This window comes from Phreatobacter cathodiphilus, from assembly GCF_003008515.1.
Taxonomy (GTDB): Bacteria; Pseudomonadota; Alphaproteobacteria; order Rhizobiales; family Phreatobacteraceae; genus Phreatobacter; species Phreatobacter cathodiphilus.
This window is the reverse complement of record NZ_CP027668.1, coordinates 347,831-365,967: the sequence shown is the minus strand read 5'-3', so window position 1 is coordinate 365,967 and position 18,137 is coordinate 347,831. Positions and strand designations below refer to the sequence as shown.

The following is an 18,137-nucleotide window of genomic DNA, read 5'->3' as shown; positions in this document are numbered from 1 at the left end:
CATGGCTGAGTTCGACGCCCCCCAACTTTTGGTAATGCTGGAAGCTCGCATTCGCGAGTTTGAGCGAAACTTCCAAAAGGCTTCTCGCATCACCAACGATAATTGGCGCGGTATCGAGAACCGCAGCCGCGCCGCTGCCCGCAACCTTGAGGGCGTGATGGCTTCGATGGGGCGCAGCCTTGTCGCGCCGCTCTCAGGCATCGGTGCCGCCCTCAGCACCCGAGAAATCCTGCGCTACGCGGACGCCTGGACCGCAGCCAAGAACAGTCTCGCGGTCGTGGGTGTGACTGGCGTTCAGCAGACCGCCGTGCTGAACGAGCTGTTTCAGTCTGCCCAGCGCAATGCCGCTCCGCTTTCGGCATTGACGACCCTCTACGGACGAGCCGCGCAAGTGTCCACAGAGCTGGGGGCAAGCCAAGCCGAGCTTTTGAAGTTCTCAGATGGCGTTGCCGTGGCGCTGCGGGTTGCCGGCACCGATGCGACTCAGGCGTCCGGCGCGCTGCTTCAGCTTGGGCAGGCTCTCGGCTCCGCCAAAGTGCAGGCTGAGGAGTTCAATTCGATCAACGAGGGAGCCCGGCCAATCCTGATGGCCGTGGCGAACGGTATGGCTTCGGCTGGCGGATCGGTGGCCAAGCTGAAAGAGCTGGTCAACGAAGGTAAGGTCACAAACCGCGAGTTCTTCCGCGCCTTCATCGAAGGGATGGGATCTATCGAGGCCATGGCCGCGAATTCATCCCAGACGATCGGGCAGGCATACACCAAGATCACCAACGCACTGACCCGCTACATTGGCGAGACGGATGAGAGCCTTGGTGCCAGTCAGCGTCTCGCCCAGGGCTTGAACTCGCTCGCTGATAGTTTCGGCCAGACCGCAGACATTGTGCTGAAGGTCGCGGCCGTGATTGGCGGTGCTCTTGTCGGCCGTGCAATCGCGCCCATGGTGGCCTCTCTCGCTCTCGGCACGGCCGGAATGATCCAGTTCGTTGCCAGCCTGCGTTCGGCACTCGCCGTCGCTCTGGCCGTGGGCACAGCGACCGGCACCGCCAAGGCGGCGATTGCCGGCATTGGGGCCGCTGCCGGTCCTCTTGGTCTCATCATCGGCGGTGCGCTGGTCGGTTCGCTGGTCCTGTTCGGCTCATCGTCCGCGAAGGCGACCGAGGGAGCGAAGGCTTACGAGGCCGCGCTTCTCCGGGTCGAGCAGGCGGCAAAAAAGACAGGCGACGCGACGGTCGATGCCGCTCAGCGTCTTGTGGCCTCCCAGCGCAGCGCCTTGCTTGCCGGCTTGCAGGTTGCCGAGCAGACCGAACGCCAGACCCAACGCCAGCTTTCCGGCTTCATCCGTCTGGTTGACGATTTTTCGATGCGGCAGTTCATCTCGCCTGCGCAGGTCGAACAGCTCAAGCAGTTGGACCGAGAGCTTCAGAGCGGGGAGAAGACGAGCAAGACGGCTGCGGACGCTCTAGAGGCGTTGGGCCGCAGTCTGAACCCCGGCCCGCTGGTGGATCGGATCAATGAGATCATCGCAGCACTGCGCAAGCAGGTTGCCGTGACGAATGAAGCCGCAGCGGCGCTTGGAGCGCTCGGCGGCGGGCCATCCTTCCGCCGCTCCGAGAACGAGTCGATGTCCGCCTATGAGCGAATGGCTCAGGCGGGGCGCGCGTTCCGAGCCGAGGCAGAACGACGCAACGCGCTGACCAGCGAACAGGTGACGCTCGAGGCGAAGATTGCGGAGATCAGAAAGAAGGCGAATGAGGGCGGCGTTACGCTTCGCGAGAGCGAAATTCGGTCGATGGCGCAAGCCGAGATCGCAGCGGACGAGCGCCGGAGCGGCGAAGGCGGCGGCAGGACCAGCACGCGGCAGCGGCGCACGACGGATGACAGCTTCAACCGCGAGGTTCAGGCAATCCGAGACCGCATTGCCATGCTTGTTCTTGAGCGCGAGACGGTCGGCAAGGGCTATGAGGAACAAGAGCGCCGCCGCATGCAGCTTGAGTTGGAGCAGCAGACGCTGCGGCGGCTTCAAGACACGGCCAGATCAAACGGCGATGCCCAGTGGCGCAATATCTCGCTGTCAGAACAACAGCGCAGCGCCATCGCAGCGGTTGCAACGGAGTATGGCAGGCAGGCCGATGCGCTACGCCGCGTGTCCGAAGGCCATGAGCGCGCGAAGCAGGCCGCAGAGGAGTTCTACAGCACGTCCAAGAACGAGCTTGTCGACGTCGTTCTCGGAACGAAGAGCTGGGATCAGGCCCTTCGCAGTCTCGGCAATCGCCTCGCAAGCCTTGCCCTGAACGCTGCGTTCGACGCGATCTTCAAGCCCGCTGGCGGCGGAGGCCTGTTCGGCTCTCTGTCCGGCATCTTTTCGAAACTGATGGGATTTTCCGAAGGCGGATATACGGGCAACGGCGGCAAGTATGAGCCGGCGGGCATCGTCCATCGCGGCGAATATGTCCTGCCGCAGGAAGCCGTCGCCCGCATCGGCGTGAAGAACCTTGAGGCGATCCGTCGAGGCGTGCCCGGCTATGCCGGTGGCGGAAGCGTCGGTGCGATCCCTGTTCCTGCCATTCCGTCGCCCCCTGCACGCGGCTTTACGGGTGCTAACGCGAGCGGGGCCAACGTCACGATTTCCCCCGTCGTGACGGTCACCGCCAACGGCGGCACGCCTCAGCAGAACCAAGACCTTGCCGAGCGGACGAGCCGCGAGATGATCAACGGCATCCGCGCCATTGTCGGGGAAGAGCTGATCAAGGCCTTGAAGCCCAACGGCCTGATCGAAGCCCACGGGCGCTTGTGAGGGGGTCATGACACTCGCCTATTTCCAGCCCGTTCCCGCTCCCTCTCCGGGCACCGAGAACACCCCGGAGTTGAAGATCCTCGATGCTGAGTTCGGTGACGGCTATTCCCAGCCGACGCCGGACGGGCTCAATCACATGCGCGACGTCTTCCGCCTGAAGTGGGACGTCCTCACGACGGCGCAGGCCGATGCAATCGTGACGTTCTTCCGCACCCAGAAGGGCACGACGCCGTTCTGGTGGCGCGAGACGACGACCGGACCCTGGATCAAGGTGACCTGCAAGGAGTGGTCGCGCACACGCGGCGCGCCCCACACCGTCACCGCGACGCTGCGGCAGTCGTTCAATTAGCCGAGCGAAATTCGACTCAGGTCCTCAAGGGAATATCTGAGGCACGCACTTTCTCCTTCAGATCTTCCATACCAAGACTTTCTAGCTCAAGCACCATTGCGTCATATTGTAGCAATGGAAACCGCGAGGGACCGATGATGACTTGGTCGATCAGCTTGTCTGGCGTCACCCCAGTTAGACCGATCTCCGCGTTATCCTCCATTATGATCTTGTATACGATCTGGGGATAGCCATTGATGACCTCGACGCTCCTCTCTGTAGCCTTGCTTGGCCAGAGTTGGGGCAAGTGCATAATCCGCCACTCTCTTTCTTCAGCGAAACCGGGATGCTTCGTGCAGATAGTCATATTGAGAAAGCATGCAAAAAGCCCCTGCATGACGGTTGCTTGACCCGCGTCTTTCAGCATAGACTTATTGAGTATTATATTTGATATGACCTCTTCTATCTCGTCTTTTGCCTCTTTCTGAGAAAAATATTGAACAGGGTTGGACATTAAACCGATATCGTCTTCAATATACATGGGGTCAGCATTGATGACGAGCGCCGTTCCTGCGATTTGGCTACCATAGGCCCGCCACATTGACAGCCGACCAAGCCCATCTTCCTCTGGAAGGTGTTCCGACATGCAAGCAACGTAGGTGCCTCGCCGGATCGCGGGCAGGTGGGAGTTGAACAAGTCGACGGTCATTTTACCGACGCCGACCGAGCATTCATCAAGCGCCGCAAAAAGCTCGTCTTTCTTCGCAGTTAAAGACTCATTCAGAAGATCGAAGCCATGTTCGATCTCTCTGAAGTCATTCATAGCATAGATGCTCCGCATCCATACGCGACGGTTCCGGATGATGTTGAGGGCATTGGCGGCACTTGTGTAGTGGACCAGTTTTCGTCCCGCATCTTTTGCCTCGGCTCGCTTGCGGGTTGCCGTTGGCATAAAAATCGACTGAATTTGCCTGACTAGTGCCTTTTGCTCTGCTGTGAGCATCTGAAGTGCCTCTCGAATCGCATCACGCATGCTCGCACGTTGCGGCGCTGAATATCGAGATGCTGAGAACTCTCTCCACATCCACCTGCACTGTCATGCTATAATAGGGATAACAAAAAAGCCCCACGCCGAAGCGTGGGGCAGATTAGGTTTTGAAAGGTATCGAGCAATGCCACTCGATGAGTTTGATTATAGCGGAATCCCCGGAGTTTCGCAAAGAAAAGACGAGACGTTCGTCTACAGCAGCCATAGCGACGATGATGAGCGGCGAGCTCGCGAGCTACTGTTCGTGCAAATCGATCAGCTTGACCAGCCGGACCGAGACGGCGCTTCAGCACCCGCTGCCAGCGAGATTTCACCGCTCCCGGTGCGGTCCAAAACTGCCGAAAAACGCACCCGCCGATCGTCCCGTCGCGACCGTCATTTCCTCAGCGAATTGAAAGACTTGGGCCGCCGAAAGGCGCTGCAAGAGTTTCGCGCGACTTCAGTTAAAGCCCCCTCACCCCTCTCTCTCCACACCCCAGACCCAGACCTCCTAGAGCGCATCAAAGCCCTCAAGGCTCGATACCTGACACCCCAGGTCAAAGGCTATCTCAAGCGACAGTTCCCGGACCACAAGCATCCCCCTCTCTGGGAGAAGGCGACCCCGGTCCTCAAGAGCCATTACTGGCAGCAGTCAGTGAGTGAAGCCGGGGGCGTGCCCTTCGTCGTCAACTTCAGCCCTGATGTGATTGCGCGTGCCGAGGGCTCTGCGAAGGGTGCCTTCACTGTCCTCCGGGATCGTGTCCGCGATGCCCTGAAGGCTGAGTTCGGGCAGGCCATGGATTTCTGGTGCGCCCTCGACATTGACGACGACGGCAGGCTTCATCTTCAGGGCGGCATCATCGCCAGCTGGCAGGACAGCGACCGCGTCCGGAAGGCCCTGAAGAGAGCCGGTGGACGCTGGACCCATAGACGGGGAGAGAAGCGCCAAGTTTGGATTGGTGAGCACGGCGACGGCGGCTGGGGCACCTACTGCGTCCGCAACAACGAGGCCGTGCGGCAGCAAGTTGGGCAGCGCGGTGTCTCTGCGTCCCCGACTATCAAGCGGCGTGCTGAGGCTCTGTATGGGCGCGATAGGCTATCGGTCCTGCAAGCGCAGGAGGAAGCCTAATGGCTAAAGAGGCTAAGCCTTACGATCGTCCGGCTCGCCTACCCATGGGCGACGCATCGCCGGAACGGATATTCCGGGCAGTGGGGATCGCGCTTACGACTTGGGAGCGGCTTGAGTGGCGGCAGGCGGTTCTGTTCGCGCAGATTCTTGGAACCCGATCCGAAGCTGCCGCGCGTGCCTATGGCGTAGTAATCCCTGCGGCGACCAAGCGCGACATGATAGTGAAGGCTGCCGAATATGTTTTTGCCAATCAAAAGGATGTTGCTGCATCGATCACCCGGATATGCAATTTAACAGTCAGCTATTCTCAGCTCCGGAACGATATAGCCCACGGAGTTGCTACCAGTAAGACAATAAATGACCGCGACTTTGGATATTATCTGATGCCGAGTGACCGCAACTCGAAGCGGTATGAGCTCCCTTTTACATTCGACGACAGCAAGGGTGAAGAGGGTCTACTGGACATCTATGCTTATGCTTATACCGGTGCTCAGATTGAGGACATTGCCGTCAATTTTGAGCTTCATGGCCGCAGCATCGCGGAAATGGTGGCGAATATTATTGAGCTTCGGTCTCGTCCCGGCTATCAGGACTTGGCATAAGTAAGTAACGCGTTATTTCACCTCAGAAATTCATTGGACGATATTGGAACTACGACTCACGATCCCCCGGTCACTAACACCGAGGGGATCCAATGCACTTCCAACTCGTCCCTGGCGATGACCTCGCCCTCATCCTCGAATGCTCAACCGTCACCCGGCGCGTCTCAGAGCGCCTCGACGCATTCGAGGCAGCACACCCGCTAATCGGGCGACTTCTCGTCACGGTGGATGCCATCACCGGCAATGCGACCGTCGCTAGCGACAGGCCGCTCGCGGATCACCTCGTGCTCTTCCGGTCCGCGCCTGCGCCGGTGTCGATGGTCTATTCGGCACGAAACCTGTGACGGATCGCTATAGAGTAGTTTGTAGGGCTCCTACGCCCTGCACCTCACCCAACTCAAACGGAGGTGCCTTTATGGACCTTATCCCACGCGCTATGCGCGCCTATCACCGGAGCCAATCTGCGTCGCTGGTGGACGCATCTGCGGTTCTTTCAGAAGTCATCGATGGTCCCAGCCGGACCGATGTCCGCCTCTGGAAAGCTGGCAAGGGACCAGTCGCGAGCTACATCGTCTGCCGTCGTGCCAACGCGGCTGGCCTGATCACCCCACGATTCCGGCTTCTAGCAACAGGGGAGGCTGCGTGATGGGCAAGGCTGTCTGGAAGGACATCAGCTTCGAAGTTAGTGATCGTCGCGTCCACGGCCGATACAGGGTCGAGCACGACGTGCTCACCGTGACCTACGATGGCGAGGAAAAGACCACTCAGGTCGGCGGCATGCCGCCTGAGGCGCTTGCGCGACAGCTTCTTCGCGAACTGGTCCGGTAGTCATAGCCTATGGCCGAAGGACTGCTCGCCGCGCCGCTTTCCCGGCGCGGCGGATAACCTAAAGGCCGTGCTTGGCGGCCAGTGACGCTGCCAGCTTCTCGACCGGTTCCATCTGGCGATTTCGGACGTGTTCTGCCTCTCGGATCGCGGTCAGGACAGCGTAATTTATGAGCGTAAGCCGGTGTAAATAATAGAACAGGATTGCGCATATCGCAGGCAGGAATGCGCCACCCGCGACAACTCCCGCAGTGTATAGCGTCGCCATCCGTCCCATGGGATCGCTGAACTGACTAGGTGCATTGGCGGCGATTGCTGCCGCAATGAGCAAGAACGCTATCGCAAGAATTATACAGGCGATAACAGCGTTAGAATCCTTGGGTGGTTCTTTCATTTCATGTGCCCTCCGCACGCGATTAGGCACGAAGAGTAAGTCTCCTGCAACGGCCCTAAATTGGTTGGCCCTTCCCGCCAATGCCGCGGCGCACTGCTACATTTCACTGCTACAGTCTTCAAAAAATTATTATATATTTCATACACTTATGGAAATGGCTGGGTCGCTAGGATTCGAACCTAGATAGCGGGTACCAAAAACCCGAGTCCTACCATTAGACGACGACCCAATGCCGTGCCGCCGCGCCGGGGGCGAAGCAGGCGGGCGGACCATAGCGATGTGATCCGCCGGGTTCAACGGGCCCGGTGCCGGCGTCCCCGCCCCGCCGAACGGCCAAGGGGTCGGCAGTGGACGGCGCGCGCCCTCCTGCACTAGGTTTCCGCGCGACAGAGGCCGGCGTTCGGGCCGGCCCGCACATGCCCGGAGGAAACCATGCTCGGTCTGATGCAGGACTGGCCGCTGCTGATCCCGAAGATCATCGACCATGCGGGGCTCTATCACGGCGGCCGCAAGGTGATCTCGCGCTCCATCGAGGGGCCGATCGTCGAGACGACCTATTCGGACATCCGGCGCAACGCGCTGCGCGTCGCCAAGCGGCTCGAGAAGGACGGCATCAAGCTCGGCGACCGGATCGGCACCGTGGCCTGGAACACCTGGCGCCACCTCGAGGTCTGGTACGGCATCACCGGCATCGGCGCCATCTATCACACGCTGAACCCGCGCCTTTTCCCCGAGCAGATCGCCTGGATCGCCAACCATGCGGAAGACCGCATGATGCTGGTGGACCTGACCTTCGTGCCGCTGATGGAGAAGCTGGCCGACAAGCTGCCGACGGTGGAGCGCTTCGTGGTGCTCACCGACGGTGCGCACATGCCGCAGACGAGCCTGAAGAACGCGGTCGCCTATGAGGACTGGCTGAACGAGGTCGACGACGACTTCGCCTGGAAGAGCTTCGACGAGAACACCGCCGCCGGCATGTGCTACACCTCCGGCACGACGGGCAACCCGAAGGGCGTCGTCTACTCCCACCGCTCCAACGTCATCCATTCGCTGATGTGCAACGCGCCCGACATGCTGGGCCTGTCGTCGCGCGACGTGATGCTGCCGGTGGTGCCGATGTTCCACGCCAACGGCTGGTCCCTCGCCTTCACCGCGCCCATGGCCGGCACCTCGCTGGTGATGCCCGGCGCCAAGATGGACGGCGCGTCGATCGCCGAGCTCCTCGTCACCTACAAGGTGACCCATTCCGCGGCCGTGCCGACGGTGTGGCTGATGCTGCTGCAGGAGCTGGAGAAGACCGGGCAGATGCTGCCGGACCTCACCAAGGTGATCATCGGCGGCTCGGCCTGCCCGCGCGCCGTGACGGAGAAGTTCCGCGACGTCTACGGCGCCGAGGTCATGCATGCCTGGGGCATGACGGAGATGAGCCCCATCGGCACCCTGTGCTCGCTCAAACCCGAATATGCGGACCTGACGGGGGACGCCTGGCTCGACATCAAGGAGACGACGGGCCACCCGCCGTTCGGCGTCGAGATGAAGATAGTCGACGACGCGCGTCAGGAGCTGGCGCGCGACGGCAAGGCCTTCGGCCGCCTGATGGTGCGCGGGCCGGCGGTCGCCGGCTCCTACTTCAAGCGCGAGGGCGGCGAGATCCTCGACGCCGACGGCTTCTTCGACACCGGCGACGTCGCCTCGATCGATCCCTACGGCTACATGCGCATCGTCGACCGCTCCAAGGACGTCATCAAGTCCGGCGGCGAATGGATCTCCTCCATCGACCTGGAAAACCTCGCCGTCGGCCATCCCGACGTGGCCGAGGCCGCGGTCATCGGCGTCGTCCATCCAAAATGGGACGAGCGGCCGCTGCTCATCGTGGTGCCGAAGGCCGGCCGCACGCCGACGCGCGATGGGCTGCTCGCCTTCATGGAGGGCAAGATCGCCAAGTGGTGGATGCCGGACGACGTGGTGGTGGTGGACGAGATTCCGCACACCGCCACGGGCAAGATCCAGAAGACCACCCTGCGCGAGCAGTTCAAGGCCTATCGTTTCCCGGCCTGACCGGTCCGCAACGAAGGGGCGGGTGCGCCGGCGTGGCATTGCAACGCCGGCGGCGCTACCATGCCGCGACGCCCGCCGCCGGAGACCGCGATGACCGATGCCGCCCCGCCCGGACCCTGGGGACCGCGCTCCGCCGCGGCGGCCATGGCCGCCGCCGAACAGGCGCAGTTGCAGCGATCGGCGGCCACCTCGGTGCCGCGGGTGGCACCCGCCGCCGCGACGACGCCGGTGGCCTTCACCGGCCTCGCCGGCGAGCTGCTCGGCCTCCTCGTCAAGGGCTATCTGCTGCAGGTCGTCACCCTCGGCATCTACCGGTTCTGGTTCATCACCGACGTGCGCCGCTACTACTGGTCGCACAGCTTCGTCGGCCGCGAGGGCATCGCCTATACAGGCCGGGGCATCGAGCTCCTGAAGGGCTTCCTCATCGCGCTGGCCATCCTGGTGCCGATCCAGGCGGCCTCGTTCTTCGTGCTGCTCGGCCTGCCGCAGGCCGAATTCGTCGTCTCGGCCGTGGTCTTCGTGCTCTACCTGCTGCTCGGCCAGTTCGCCGTCTATGCCGGCCGCCGCTACCGGCTGACCCGCACCTCGTTCCGCGGCCTCAGGCTGCGCATGACCGGCTCGGCCTGGTCCTACGCCTTCAAGGCCTTCGGGCTCTGGCTCCTGGTGATCCTGTCGCTCGGCCTCGCCTTTCCCTGGGCGGCGGCGATCATGGAGCGCCTGAAGATGCGCCAGACCTGGTACGGCGACGCGCAGGGCGACTTCGTCGGCACGGCCGGCGACCTGATGAAGCGCGGCATCCTCATCTGGCTCCTCGCCTTCGGCCTGCCGGCGCTGATGATCGGCTCGGTCCTCCTCTCCATCCCGCCGCGGGTCTGGAGCGACCTCTTCGCGGCCGTCGGCGACGGGACCGTCAGCCGCCAGTCCGCCACGGGCCTGGCGATCGCGGCGCTGACCGGAGCGGGCATCATCTCCGTCGTCATCCCGATCCTCCTGTTCCCCGCCTTCTCCGCCGTCGTCTATCGCTGGCGCATGAACGGCACCCGCATCGGCGGCGCGGCGCTGGCGTCCAGCTTCACCATCGGCAGCTCCTACCGGGTCTACATCCTCGGCTGCATCGCCCTGCTCGGGATCCTCCTCCTGGTGGCGGTGGCCGGCGCCATCCTGTTCGGCGGCCTGGCGGCGGCGATCTTCGCCCGCGGCAATCTCGACTTCGAATCCCCCGCCACCGGCATCACCGGCATCGCCGTGCTGGCGCTCGCCTATATCCTCGTCATCGGCACGCTGTGGATCGCCAAGCAGCTCGTCATCGACCTCAGGCTGCAGCGGGCGCGGCTCGCCTCGCTGAGCGTCTTGAACCTCTCGGCCCTCGACGGCGTCACGGCGAACAATGTCGACGCCTCCGCCATGGGCGACAGTCTCGGCGACGCCGTCGATTTCGGGTTCGGCGCCTGATGCCCAGCGTCCGCGCCACCTATTACGACGGGATCGTCAGCCGCCGCCGGGACGTGGAGATCTCGCTGCACCCTCAGGGCGTGGCGATCTTTTCCCGCGAGGGCGTGCTGCTCACCACCTGGCCCTATGCCGACATCCGCCGCATCGAGGGCTTCCGCGGGACCGGCCTCGCCGTCACCCGGCTGGAGCCCGGCTCCACGGCCGAGCCGCGGCTGGAGATCGAGGATGCCGCCGTCGCCGCCGAGCTGTCGGCCCGCGCGCCGCTCACCCTCACCGGAGCCGCCGGCTCGCGCAAGGAACGGCGCGCGGTGGTGGTCTGGGCGCTGGCGTCCGTGGTCTCGCTGCTCGGCCTCGCCTATTGGGGCCTGCCGGCCATCGCCGGGCGCATCGCTCCCCTCGTCCCGGCAAGCGTGGAGGCGCGCCTCGGCGCCGCCATGGACCCGCAGATCCGCGCCGAGTTCGGCGGCCCCGCGGGGATGAAGATCTGCACCGCGCCGGCCGGCGTCGCGGCGCTGGCCGAACTCGTCGCCCGCTATGAGAAGCACGCGGACCTCCACGTGCCGCTGAAGGTCGTGGTGGTCGATAATCCGATGGTCAACGCCTTCGCCCTGCCCGGGGGCTACATCTACGTCATGCGCGGGCTCATCCAGAAGGCGCGCGGGCCGGACGAGGTGGCGGGCGTGCTCGGCCACGAGATCGGCCACGTCAAGTTTCGCCACGGCCTGCAATCGGCGATCCAGAGCGGCGGCCTCGGCTTCCTGCTCGGCACGGTGTTCGGCGACTTCGCCGGCGGCACGGCCATTCTCCTCGCCTCGCGCACCCTCCTCTCCAGCGCCTTCTCGCGGGATGCGGAGCGCCAGGCGGACGCTTTCGGCGTCGACCTCATGCTCAAGGGCGGCGGCAATCCGGAAGGGCTCGCCGGCTTCTTCGGCACGGCCGGCGGCGGCCCGCCAGGCGCCCTCAACTGGCTGACCAGCCACCCGGCCAGCGCCGAGCGCGAGGCGGCCATCCGCCGCCTGGCGCAGAACCGACCGGTGCTGGCCCCGGCGCTGTCGCCCGACCAGTGGCAGGCGCTGCGCGCCATCTGCCAGACCACCGGCTGAGGCGGACCCCGACCATGCGCCGTGCCCCCCTGGTGGAACCGAACTCGCGCCTTGCGGTGTGGAGCCTCAGGCTGGTGCTGGCCGGCCTCGCGGTCATGCTGGTGGCGGTGGTGGCGGCGCGCTCCGACTGGCTGGACGGCCTGCAGGCCGTGGTGGCGCTCGCCATCGGCATCGCCATTGCCGGCCTCGGCCTCCTCGCGGCGGTGGCGGCCGGCGCGATCATCTGGGTGACGGGTTATCGCGGCGCGCGGCAGGCTGCGGCGGCGGCGCTGCTGGGCCTTGCGGCGACCGCCTATCCGGTGACCCTCGTGGCGATCGGCTGGCGTCTGCCGGCCATGCCCGACATCACCACCGACTTCGCCGATCCGCCGGGCTTCGCCATCGCGGCCATGGCGCGGCCTCCGACCGCCAATCCCGTCGCCTATGCCCAGCAACTGGCTCCGATGCAGCGCCGGCTCTATCCCGAGATCCGCCCGATCGAGGTGGACCTGCCGGCGGAGAGCATCAACACCATCGTCTCCGACCTGGTCGAAGACCGCCGCTGGACCGTGCTGGACCAGGTGGACTATCGCGGCCCCGACCGCGAGGGCCGCGTCGAGATGGTGACCCGCTCGCTGCTGCTCGGCTTCCGCGACGACATCGTCATCCGAATTCGCTCGGTGAATGGCAGGTCCCGCATCGACATGCGCTCGGCGTCGCGCTACGGACGCCAGGACTTCGGCGTCAACGCCAGGCGGGTGATCGCCGCCCTGGACGAGATGCGAACGGCGGCGCGCCGGGCCCAGCGCGAGCGATAGGTGACTGACATGAGCATCAAGGCGGCGACCGTTCCCCTCCACGAGGACGAGGTGATCGAGGGCATCCGCCGCTGGGTGACGATCGAGAGCCCCACCTACGACGTCGGCGGCATCGAGGCCGTGCTGGATGCGGTCGAACAGGATTTCGACGGCCTGCCGGTGGTAATGGAGCGGCGCGAGGGCCAGGGCGGCTATGGAGGCGTGCTGAAGGTCTCCACCGCCGAGCCCTCCAACGAGAAGCCGATCCTCGTCCTCACCCATATCGATACGGTTCATCCCAAGGGCACGCTGACGGGCCGCCTGCCCTTCCGCCGCGACGGCGACCGCCTCTACGGGCCGGGGCTCTACGACATGAAGGGCGGCGCCTATCTCGCCGTCGCCGGATATCGCGCGCTCGCCCGCGCCGGCGTGCCGACCGCCCGTCCGGTCACCTTCCTCTTCACGCCCGACGAGGAGGTCGGCAGCCCCACCTCGCGTGCGATCATCGAGGAGGAGGCGTCCAGGGCCGCCTATGTGCTGGTCACCGAGCCCGCCCGCGACGGCGGCCGCATCGTCACGGCGCGCAAGGGCGTCGGCCGCTTCACCATCGCAACCCACGGCCGCCCGGCGCATGCCGGTGCGCGCCACATGGACGGCCGCAGCGCCATCCGCGAGATGGCGCACCAGATCCTCGCCGTCGAGGGCATGACCGACTACGCCCGGGGAATCACCACCACGGTGGGGCTGATCAAGGGGGGCACGGCGGCCAACGTCACGCCGGAGACCTGCACCGCCGAGATCGACCTGCGCGTGCCGGATCCGGCGGTGGGCGAGGAAATGGTCGCTCGCATCCGCGGCCTGACGAGCGTCGACCCCGACGTGACGCTCACCATCGAGGGTGGCATCAACCGGCCCGCCTATCCGAAGACGGCGATGATCGCCGACATGCTGGAGCGGGCGCAGAAGGTGGCTCTTGCGGTGGGCTTCGACCTCGCAGACTGTCCCATGACGGGTGGCGGGTCCGACGGCAATTTCACCGCTGCGCTCGGCGTGCCGACGCTCGACGGCCTCGGCATCGACGGCGCCGGCGCCCATACTCTCGAGGAGCACGGCCTCGTGTCCTCCATCCTGCCGCGGGCGCGCCTGCTCGCAGGCCTGATGGAAACCCTGAGGTAAGGAGCCTTGCGCTAAAGCTCACCTCGAGATCGAGGGAGCAGGCGTCGCATGGCCGAAATGTGTGGCAATTGCCGGAATTTCTTCGAACCGCGCACGGGCGGCGTCTGCCGCGCCCATCCGCCCACGGCACGCGACGACGGAACGGCGCGTTGGCCGTCCGTCGCCCGCAGCGACTGGTGCGGTGAGTATCGGGTCGCCCCGCCTCCGGCCAATCCGGGGATCCGGCGGCTCGTCTCCGCCTGAGGCCTCTAGGGAACGGTCGAGGACCAGATCGTCAGATAGGCGCCGAGCACGAAGACGGCGGCACAGAGGCTGGCGATGAGGACCCACAGCACCGGCTTGCCGATCGGCGCGGTGCGGGCAGTGTCGGCGTTCAGCACCTGCGAACCCGGCGAGTCCTCGCGCGGCGGCGGCTTCTGCCGGCGATCGGGTTCGACCAGTTTCGTCTCGTCGTCCGCCATCGGTTTCTCCTGTAAGCTGGAAAACCAACGCGGCGCGCACCGACGGGTTCCTCCGGACGAGCCGACGGCGGATGATCAGGGCGCCATGCCACCGGAGTCGCAGGCGAGAGCCGCCTGACCCGGGCGCATCCGGAACGTCTCTGCCTCCGCCTCCATGAAGGCCGTGTTGACGCCGAAGGTGCGGATGACCAGTTCCTTGACGCCGCGCACGAGAACCAGCTTGGTCTCAGGTTCCAGATTCCCCTCGTCGATCAGTTCGGCGGCCCGACCGAGGCTGGCGGTCGCCTCCGCGAAGGCCCGGACCACCTGAGCACGGGCCAGCGCCTCCTGCGGCGCGCGCGGCGCGCGGCCGAAGAGCGGAACAATGTTGGTTGGCGGACAGGAGCTGCTGACCACGGGGCACCTCGGGACTGGCGAAATGTTGCGCATGACGCTACGTAAGACGGCGCGAGGCTAGGCTCCCTTGGGTGAACGACATGTTAATGTTCAGGACGGGTAGAAGAAAATTCTCTCCTACAAACCATAGCACTTTCAGGCATTTGTCGCGTGTGCGACCGATGGTTGCGGCGGCAGGCAAGGTCGGACCCGCGTGGCCACATCCCCGGGAACGCAACTTTCGACCACGATCAACGGCAGGGGCGACCACGAAAAAAGGGCGGCCCGCGGGCCGCCCTTTTTCGTTCACGATGCCACGGAGGCCCAGAGGCCTCCGCTGGTCGGAGTGGCAGGATTTGAACCTGCGACCCCCACGTCCCGAACGTGGTGCGCTACCAGACTGCGCTACACTCCGCCTCGCGAACAGGCCGCGTGTATAGCGGCGCCTTCGGCCCCGCGCAACCCCATCCTTACCGCCTTTCGACGCCGTGTTCCGGCGCCTCGACGGCAGCGCCCTCGAGCCCCTAGACTGGCGCGATGAGCCGCCATTCCTTCGATGCCGTCGCCTTCGCCGGCGGTGGCAACCGCTGTTATTGGCAGGGCGGGTTCTGGGACGCCCTGAACGCCGTCCGGCCGCAGAGCCCGCGCTTCGTCGTGGCCGTGTCAGCGGGCGCCTTCCAGGCCTGTTTCTCGCTGATCGGCGAGGGCGACCGGGTGCGCCGCATCGTCTTCGACGCCTGCGCCGGGATCGAGCGCGAGATCGAGTGGCGGCGACTGCTGCGCGGCCGGTCCCCCTTCGTCGTCGGCGGGCTCTACCGCGACCTCATCGCCGAGGTCTTCGGCGAACTCGAACTGGCGGCGCTGCGGGCAGCTCCCGACATCCACATCCAGGTCACCCATCCGCCCGCCCTCATGCCGCCCCTGGTGGCCGCCTATGCGGCGATAGCGGCCTATCAGGTGGAGAAGGTGGTGACCGGGGCCGCCCATTCCCGCGCCGGCCGTCATCTCGGCCTGACCGCGAGCTGGATCTCGACCCACGCGGTGGAGACCCGCGAGGAGCTGGTGGACGCTCTGATGGGCACGGCGACCGTGCCGCCCTTCATGCCGGTGGGGCTGGTGAACGGCCGGCCGGCCCTCGACGGCGGCCTCGTCGACAACCCGCCGGTGGACCGGATCGCGGCGGTCGAGAAGGCGGGGGGACGGACCCTGGTGCTGACGACGCGGGCAGGCCGACCGATGCCCGCGGTGGAGAACCGCACGGTCGTCCGCCCTTCCGTGCCGATCCTGACCAGCCGCTTCGCGGTGACGGACGCGGATGCGATCCGTGCCGCATACGAGCTCGGACTCCGGGACGGGGAGGCCTTCGCACGGAGCCTTTGAAACCTGTTCAGCCGCGCGCGTCGAGCCAGCCGGCGAGGTCCATGAACGAGGGCAGGACCACGTCGGCGAGCGCCTCGAAATTCTCCGGGACCAGCGGCCCGGACGTCACGCCGACGGCGACGACCCCCGCGGCCCGGGCCGCGTGAATATCGTGGAGGCTGTCGCCGATCATCGCGACCTCGTCCGGCGCCATCTCCCACCGGTCGAGGAAGGCCTGGATCTGGCCGGGCGCCGGCTTGCGGCCATGGCCGGAATCCCAACCGACGATGTAGTCGAAGTGGTGGTCGATGCCGAGCCGGGCCGTCTGGCTGCGGGCGCCGTTCTCGGAATCGTTGGTGACGACGCCGAGGACGAGGCCGCGGTCCTTCAGCGCGCCGAGGGCGGCGGCGGGGTCGCCGATGGGTGTGAGGCCGGCGAGGCCCTCCTCGACGAAGAGCACGTCCATCTCGTCGGTGACGGCAGCAGAGAAGGGAACGCCGAGGGCCATGGCCCAGAGCGGGCCGTAATCGGCCGAGGAGCCGGCCACCAGCGGCGAGGTGGGGCGGAACCGCATGGCCGCCTCGTCGAAATGGGAGACCTGGATCAGCCTGTCGAGCTTGCCCCGGTCGCCCCGGGCCATGCGGTCCATGACCCGAAAGGCGGCCGGGCCCCAGGTCCTGTCGAAATCGACGAAGGTGCCGTCCTTGTCGAAGAGAATCGCGCGAATGGTCATGGGCCGCTCCTAGGCGCGCCATGTGACACGCCGGTTACGGCGGGTCCAGCCGCGCCGCGGGCTTGCCTTGGCGGGCCTCGGGGCCTAAGCCCCCCTCGACCACCGATCAAGGGCCGTGGAGACTTCGCCATGCGCTACATCTCGACCCGGGGCGACGCCCCCGTGCTGAACTTTCCCGATGCGCTCCTCGCCGGCCTCGCCCGCGACGGCGGCCTCTACGTGCCGGAGACCTGGCCGGCCATGACGCCGGAGGCGATCGCGGCGCTGTCGGGCCAGCCCTATCCGGAAGTGGCCAAGCGCGTGCTCGCCCCCTTCGTCGACGGCACGATCGGGGCCGCCGCGCTGGAGGCGATGATCGATGAGGCCTATGCGAGCTTCCGCCACCCCGCGGTGACGCCGCTGGTTCAGCTCTCCGCCTCGGAATGGGTGCTGGAGCTGTTCCACGGGCCGACGCTCGCCTTCAAGGACTGCGCCATGCAGCTCCTGGGGCGGCTGATGGACCATGTGCTGAAGGCGCGGGGGCAGCGCGCCACCATCGTCGGCGCCACCTCCGGCGACACCGGCGGCGCCGCGGTGGAGGCCTTCAAGGGCCTCGACCAGGTGGATGTCGTCATCCTCTTCCCCGAGGGCCGCGTGTCGGACGTGCAGCGGCGGATGATGACGACCGTGGATGCGGCGAACGTCCATGCGGTGGCGATCGACGGCACGTTCGACGACTGCCAGGCCATCGTGAAGGGGCTGTTCAACAACCACGCCTTCCGCGACCGGGTGCGCCTGTCGGGCGTCAACTCGATCAACTGGGCGCGGATCGTGGCCCAGGTCGTCTATTACTTCGTCGCCGGCGCCGCCCTCGGCGCGCCGCATCGGGCCGCCCGCTTCGTGGTGCCGACGGGCAATTTTGGCGACGTCTTCGCCGGCTATGTCGCCAAGCGCATGGGCCTGCCGATTTCCGAACTGGTGGTCGCCACCAACGTCAACGACATCATGGCGCGCACGCTCACCACCGGCCGCTACGAGGTGACGGGCGTGGTGCCGACCTCCTCGCCCTCCATGGACATCCAGGTCTCGTCCAACTTCGAGCGGCTGCTGTTCGACGCCCATGGCCGCGACGCGGGCGCCGTGCGACGGCTGATGGCGGGCCTCGCCCAGTCGAAGAGCTTCACCATCGACCAGGGGCCGCTCGCCCGCATGCGGGCGGAATTCGGCGCGGCGCGCGCCGACGAGGCCGAGGTCTCCGCGATGATGAAGGCGACGCTCAGCGAGGCCGGCTATCTCCTCGACCCGCACACCGCCGTCGGCATGGTGGCGGCACGCAAGGTGGACGCCGACCCGGCGGTGCCGACCGTCGTGCTGTCAACCGCCCACCCCGCGAAGTTCCCCGACGCGGTGGAAGCGGCGACCGGCACCCGGCCCGCCCTGCCACTCTGGCTCGGCGACCTGATGACGCGCGAGGAGCGCATCACGCACCTGCCGAACGACCAGGCGGCGGTGGAGGCCCATGTGCTGGAGAAGACGCGCGCAGCAGTGGCCGGCGCGGCGTGAGGG

General features: G+C 65.8%; 18 protein-coding genes and 2 tRNA genes. 13 read left to right on the top strand and 7 right to left on the bottom strand.

Annotated elements, in window-relative coordinates; translation table 11 throughout:
• Position 1 precedes the first annotated feature (1 nt).
• Positions 2-2,794 (top strand): tape measure protein, encoded by a 2,793-nt coding sequence (locus tag C6569_RS01820; protein ID WP_106747235.1) that lies wholly within the window; start codon positions 2-4, stop codon positions 2,792-2,794.
• 7 nt (positions 2,795-2,801) lie between these two features.
• Positions 2,802-3,143: a phage tail protein gene (locus C6569_RS01815; protein WP_106747234.1), complete on the top strand. Its 342-nt coding sequence runs from the start codon at positions 2,802-2,804 to the stop codon at positions 3,141-3,143.
• Positions 3,144-3,159: 16 nt separating this feature from the next.
• Here the strand turns inward: C6569_RS01815 and C6569_RS01810 are convergent, their stop codons facing one another.
• Complete coding sequence (locus tag C6569_RS01810) at positions 3,160-4,155, bottom strand: DUF2971 domain-containing protein (protein ID WP_181313874.1); 996 nt, start codon at positions 4,153-4,155, stop codon at positions 3,160-3,162.
• 139 nt (positions 4,156-4,294) lie between these two features.
• Between C6569_RS01810 and C6569_RS21630 the strand changes: the two genes are divergently transcribed.
• The 4 genes from C6569_RS21630 to C6569_RS01790 all read left to right on the top strand — a co-directional run bounded on the left by C6569_RS21630 (position 4,295) and on the right by C6569_RS01790 (position 6,708).
• Positions 4,295-5,278, top strand: coding sequence for a hypothetical protein (locus tag C6569_RS21630; RefSeq protein WP_146144708.1), 984 nt, complete (start codon positions 4,295-4,297; stop codon positions 5,276-5,278).
• A complete protein-coding gene (locus C6569_RS21625; protein ID WP_146144707.1) occupies positions 5,278-5,880 on the top strand; it encodes a hypothetical protein in 603 nt (200 codons plus the stop codon). Before C6569_RS21630 ends, C6569_RS21625 begins: the two co-directional genes overlap by 1 nt.
• Before the next feature lie 92 nt (positions 5,881-5,972).
• Entirely contained in the window at positions 5,973-6,224 is a 252-nt protein-coding gene (locus C6569_RS01795) for a hypothetical protein (RefSeq protein WP_106747230.1), read from the top strand.
• 301 nt (positions 6,225-6,525) lie between these two features.
• Positions 6,526-6,708, top strand: coding sequence for a hypothetical protein (locus tag C6569_RS01790; RefSeq protein WP_106747229.1), 183 nt, complete (start codon positions 6,526-6,528; stop codon positions 6,706-6,708).
• A gap of 58 nt (positions 6,709-6,766) precedes the next feature.
• Here C6569_RS01790 and C6569_RS21620 read toward each other — a convergent pair whose 3' ends face one another.
• Both C6569_RS21620 and C6569_RS01785 read right to left on the bottom strand, forming a co-directional pair.
• A complete protein-coding gene (locus C6569_RS21620; protein ID WP_146144706.1) occupies positions 6,767-7,099 on the bottom strand; it encodes a hypothetical protein in 333 nt (110 codons plus the stop codon).
• 155 nt (positions 7,100-7,254) lie between these two features.
• Positions 7,255-7,328: transfer RNA gene (locus tag C6569_RS01785), tRNA-Gln, on the bottom strand.
• Positions 7,329-7,531: 203 nt separating this feature from the next.
• Between C6569_RS01785 and C6569_RS01780 the strand changes: the two genes are divergently transcribed.
• From C6569_RS01780 to C6569_RS01760, 5 genes are all read left to right on the top strand, one after another.
• A complete protein-coding gene (locus tag C6569_RS01780; protein ID WP_106747228.1) occupies positions 7,532-9,157 on the top strand; it encodes a long-chain-fatty-acid--CoA ligase in 1,626 nt (541 codons plus the stop codon).
• 90 nt (positions 9,158-9,247) lie between these two features.
• Positions 9,248-10,609, top strand: a complete 1,362-nt coding sequence (locus tag C6569_RS01775; RefSeq protein WP_181313873.1) for a DUF898 family protein — start codon at positions 9,248-9,250, stop codon at positions 10,607-10,609.
• Positions 10,609-11,712 (top strand): M48 family metallopeptidase, encoded by a 1,104-nt coding sequence (locus tag C6569_RS01770; protein WP_106747226.1) that lies wholly within the window; start codon positions 10,609-10,611, stop codon positions 11,710-11,712. Before C6569_RS01775 ends, C6569_RS01770 begins: the two co-directional genes overlap by 1 nt.
• A gap of 14 nt (positions 11,713-11,726) precedes the next feature.
• Positions 11,727-12,509, top strand: a complete 783-nt coding sequence (locus C6569_RS01765) for a DUF1499 domain-containing protein (protein ID WP_106747225.1) — start codon at positions 11,727-11,729, stop codon at positions 12,507-12,509.
• Positions 12,510-12,518: 9 nt separating this feature from the next.
• Complete coding sequence (locus C6569_RS01760) at positions 12,519-13,664, top strand: M20 family metallopeptidase (protein WP_106747224.1); 1,146 nt, start codon at positions 12,519-12,521, stop codon at positions 13,662-13,664.
• Between the two features lie 248 nt (positions 13,665-13,912).
• Here the strand turns inward: C6569_RS01760 and C6569_RS01755 are convergent, their stop codons facing one another.
• The 3 genes from C6569_RS01755 to C6569_RS01745 all read right to left on the bottom strand — a co-directional run bounded on the left by C6569_RS01755 (position 13,913) and on the right by C6569_RS01745 (position 14,915).
• Positions 13,913-14,125 carry a hypothetical protein gene (locus C6569_RS01755; RefSeq protein ID WP_106747223.1) on the bottom strand — a complete coding sequence of 71 codons (213 nt, stop codon included), beginning with the start codon at positions 14,123-14,125 and terminating at the stop codon, positions 13,913-13,915.
• Between the two features lie 75 nt (positions 14,126-14,200).
• Complete coding sequence (locus C6569_RS01750; protein ID WP_106747222.1) at positions 14,201-14,521, bottom strand: hypothetical protein; 321 nt, start codon at positions 14,519-14,521, stop codon at positions 14,201-14,203.
• A 317-nt stretch (positions 14,522-14,838) separates the two neighbouring features.
• Positions 14,839-14,915, bottom strand: a tRNA-Pro gene (locus tag C6569_RS01745).
• Positions 14,916-15,037: 122 nt separating this feature from the next.
• On the opposite strand from C6569_RS01745, the gene C6569_RS01740 reads away from it, so the two are divergent.
• Positions 15,038-15,880 (top strand): patatin-like phospholipase family protein, encoded by an 843-nt coding sequence (locus C6569_RS01740; RefSeq protein ID WP_106747221.1) that lies wholly within the window; start codon positions 15,038-15,040, stop codon positions 15,878-15,880.
• 7 nt (positions 15,881-15,887) lie between these two features.
• Here the strand turns inward: C6569_RS01740 and C6569_RS01735 are convergent, their stop codons facing one another.
• Positions 15,888-16,592, bottom strand: a complete 705-nt coding sequence (locus tag C6569_RS01735) for an HAD family hydrolase (RefSeq protein ID WP_106747220.1) — start codon at positions 16,590-16,592, stop codon at positions 15,888-15,890.
• A gap of 129 nt (positions 16,593-16,721) precedes the next feature.
• Between C6569_RS01735 and thrC the strand changes: the two genes are divergently transcribed.
• The gene (thrC, locus tag C6569_RS01730) at positions 16,722-18,134 is read left to right on the top strand and encodes a threonine synthase (RefSeq protein ID WP_106747219.1); all 1,413 of its coding nucleotides are present in this window, start codon (positions 16,722-16,724) and stop codon (positions 18,132-18,134) included.
• Positions 18,135-18,137: the final 3 nt, after the last annotated feature.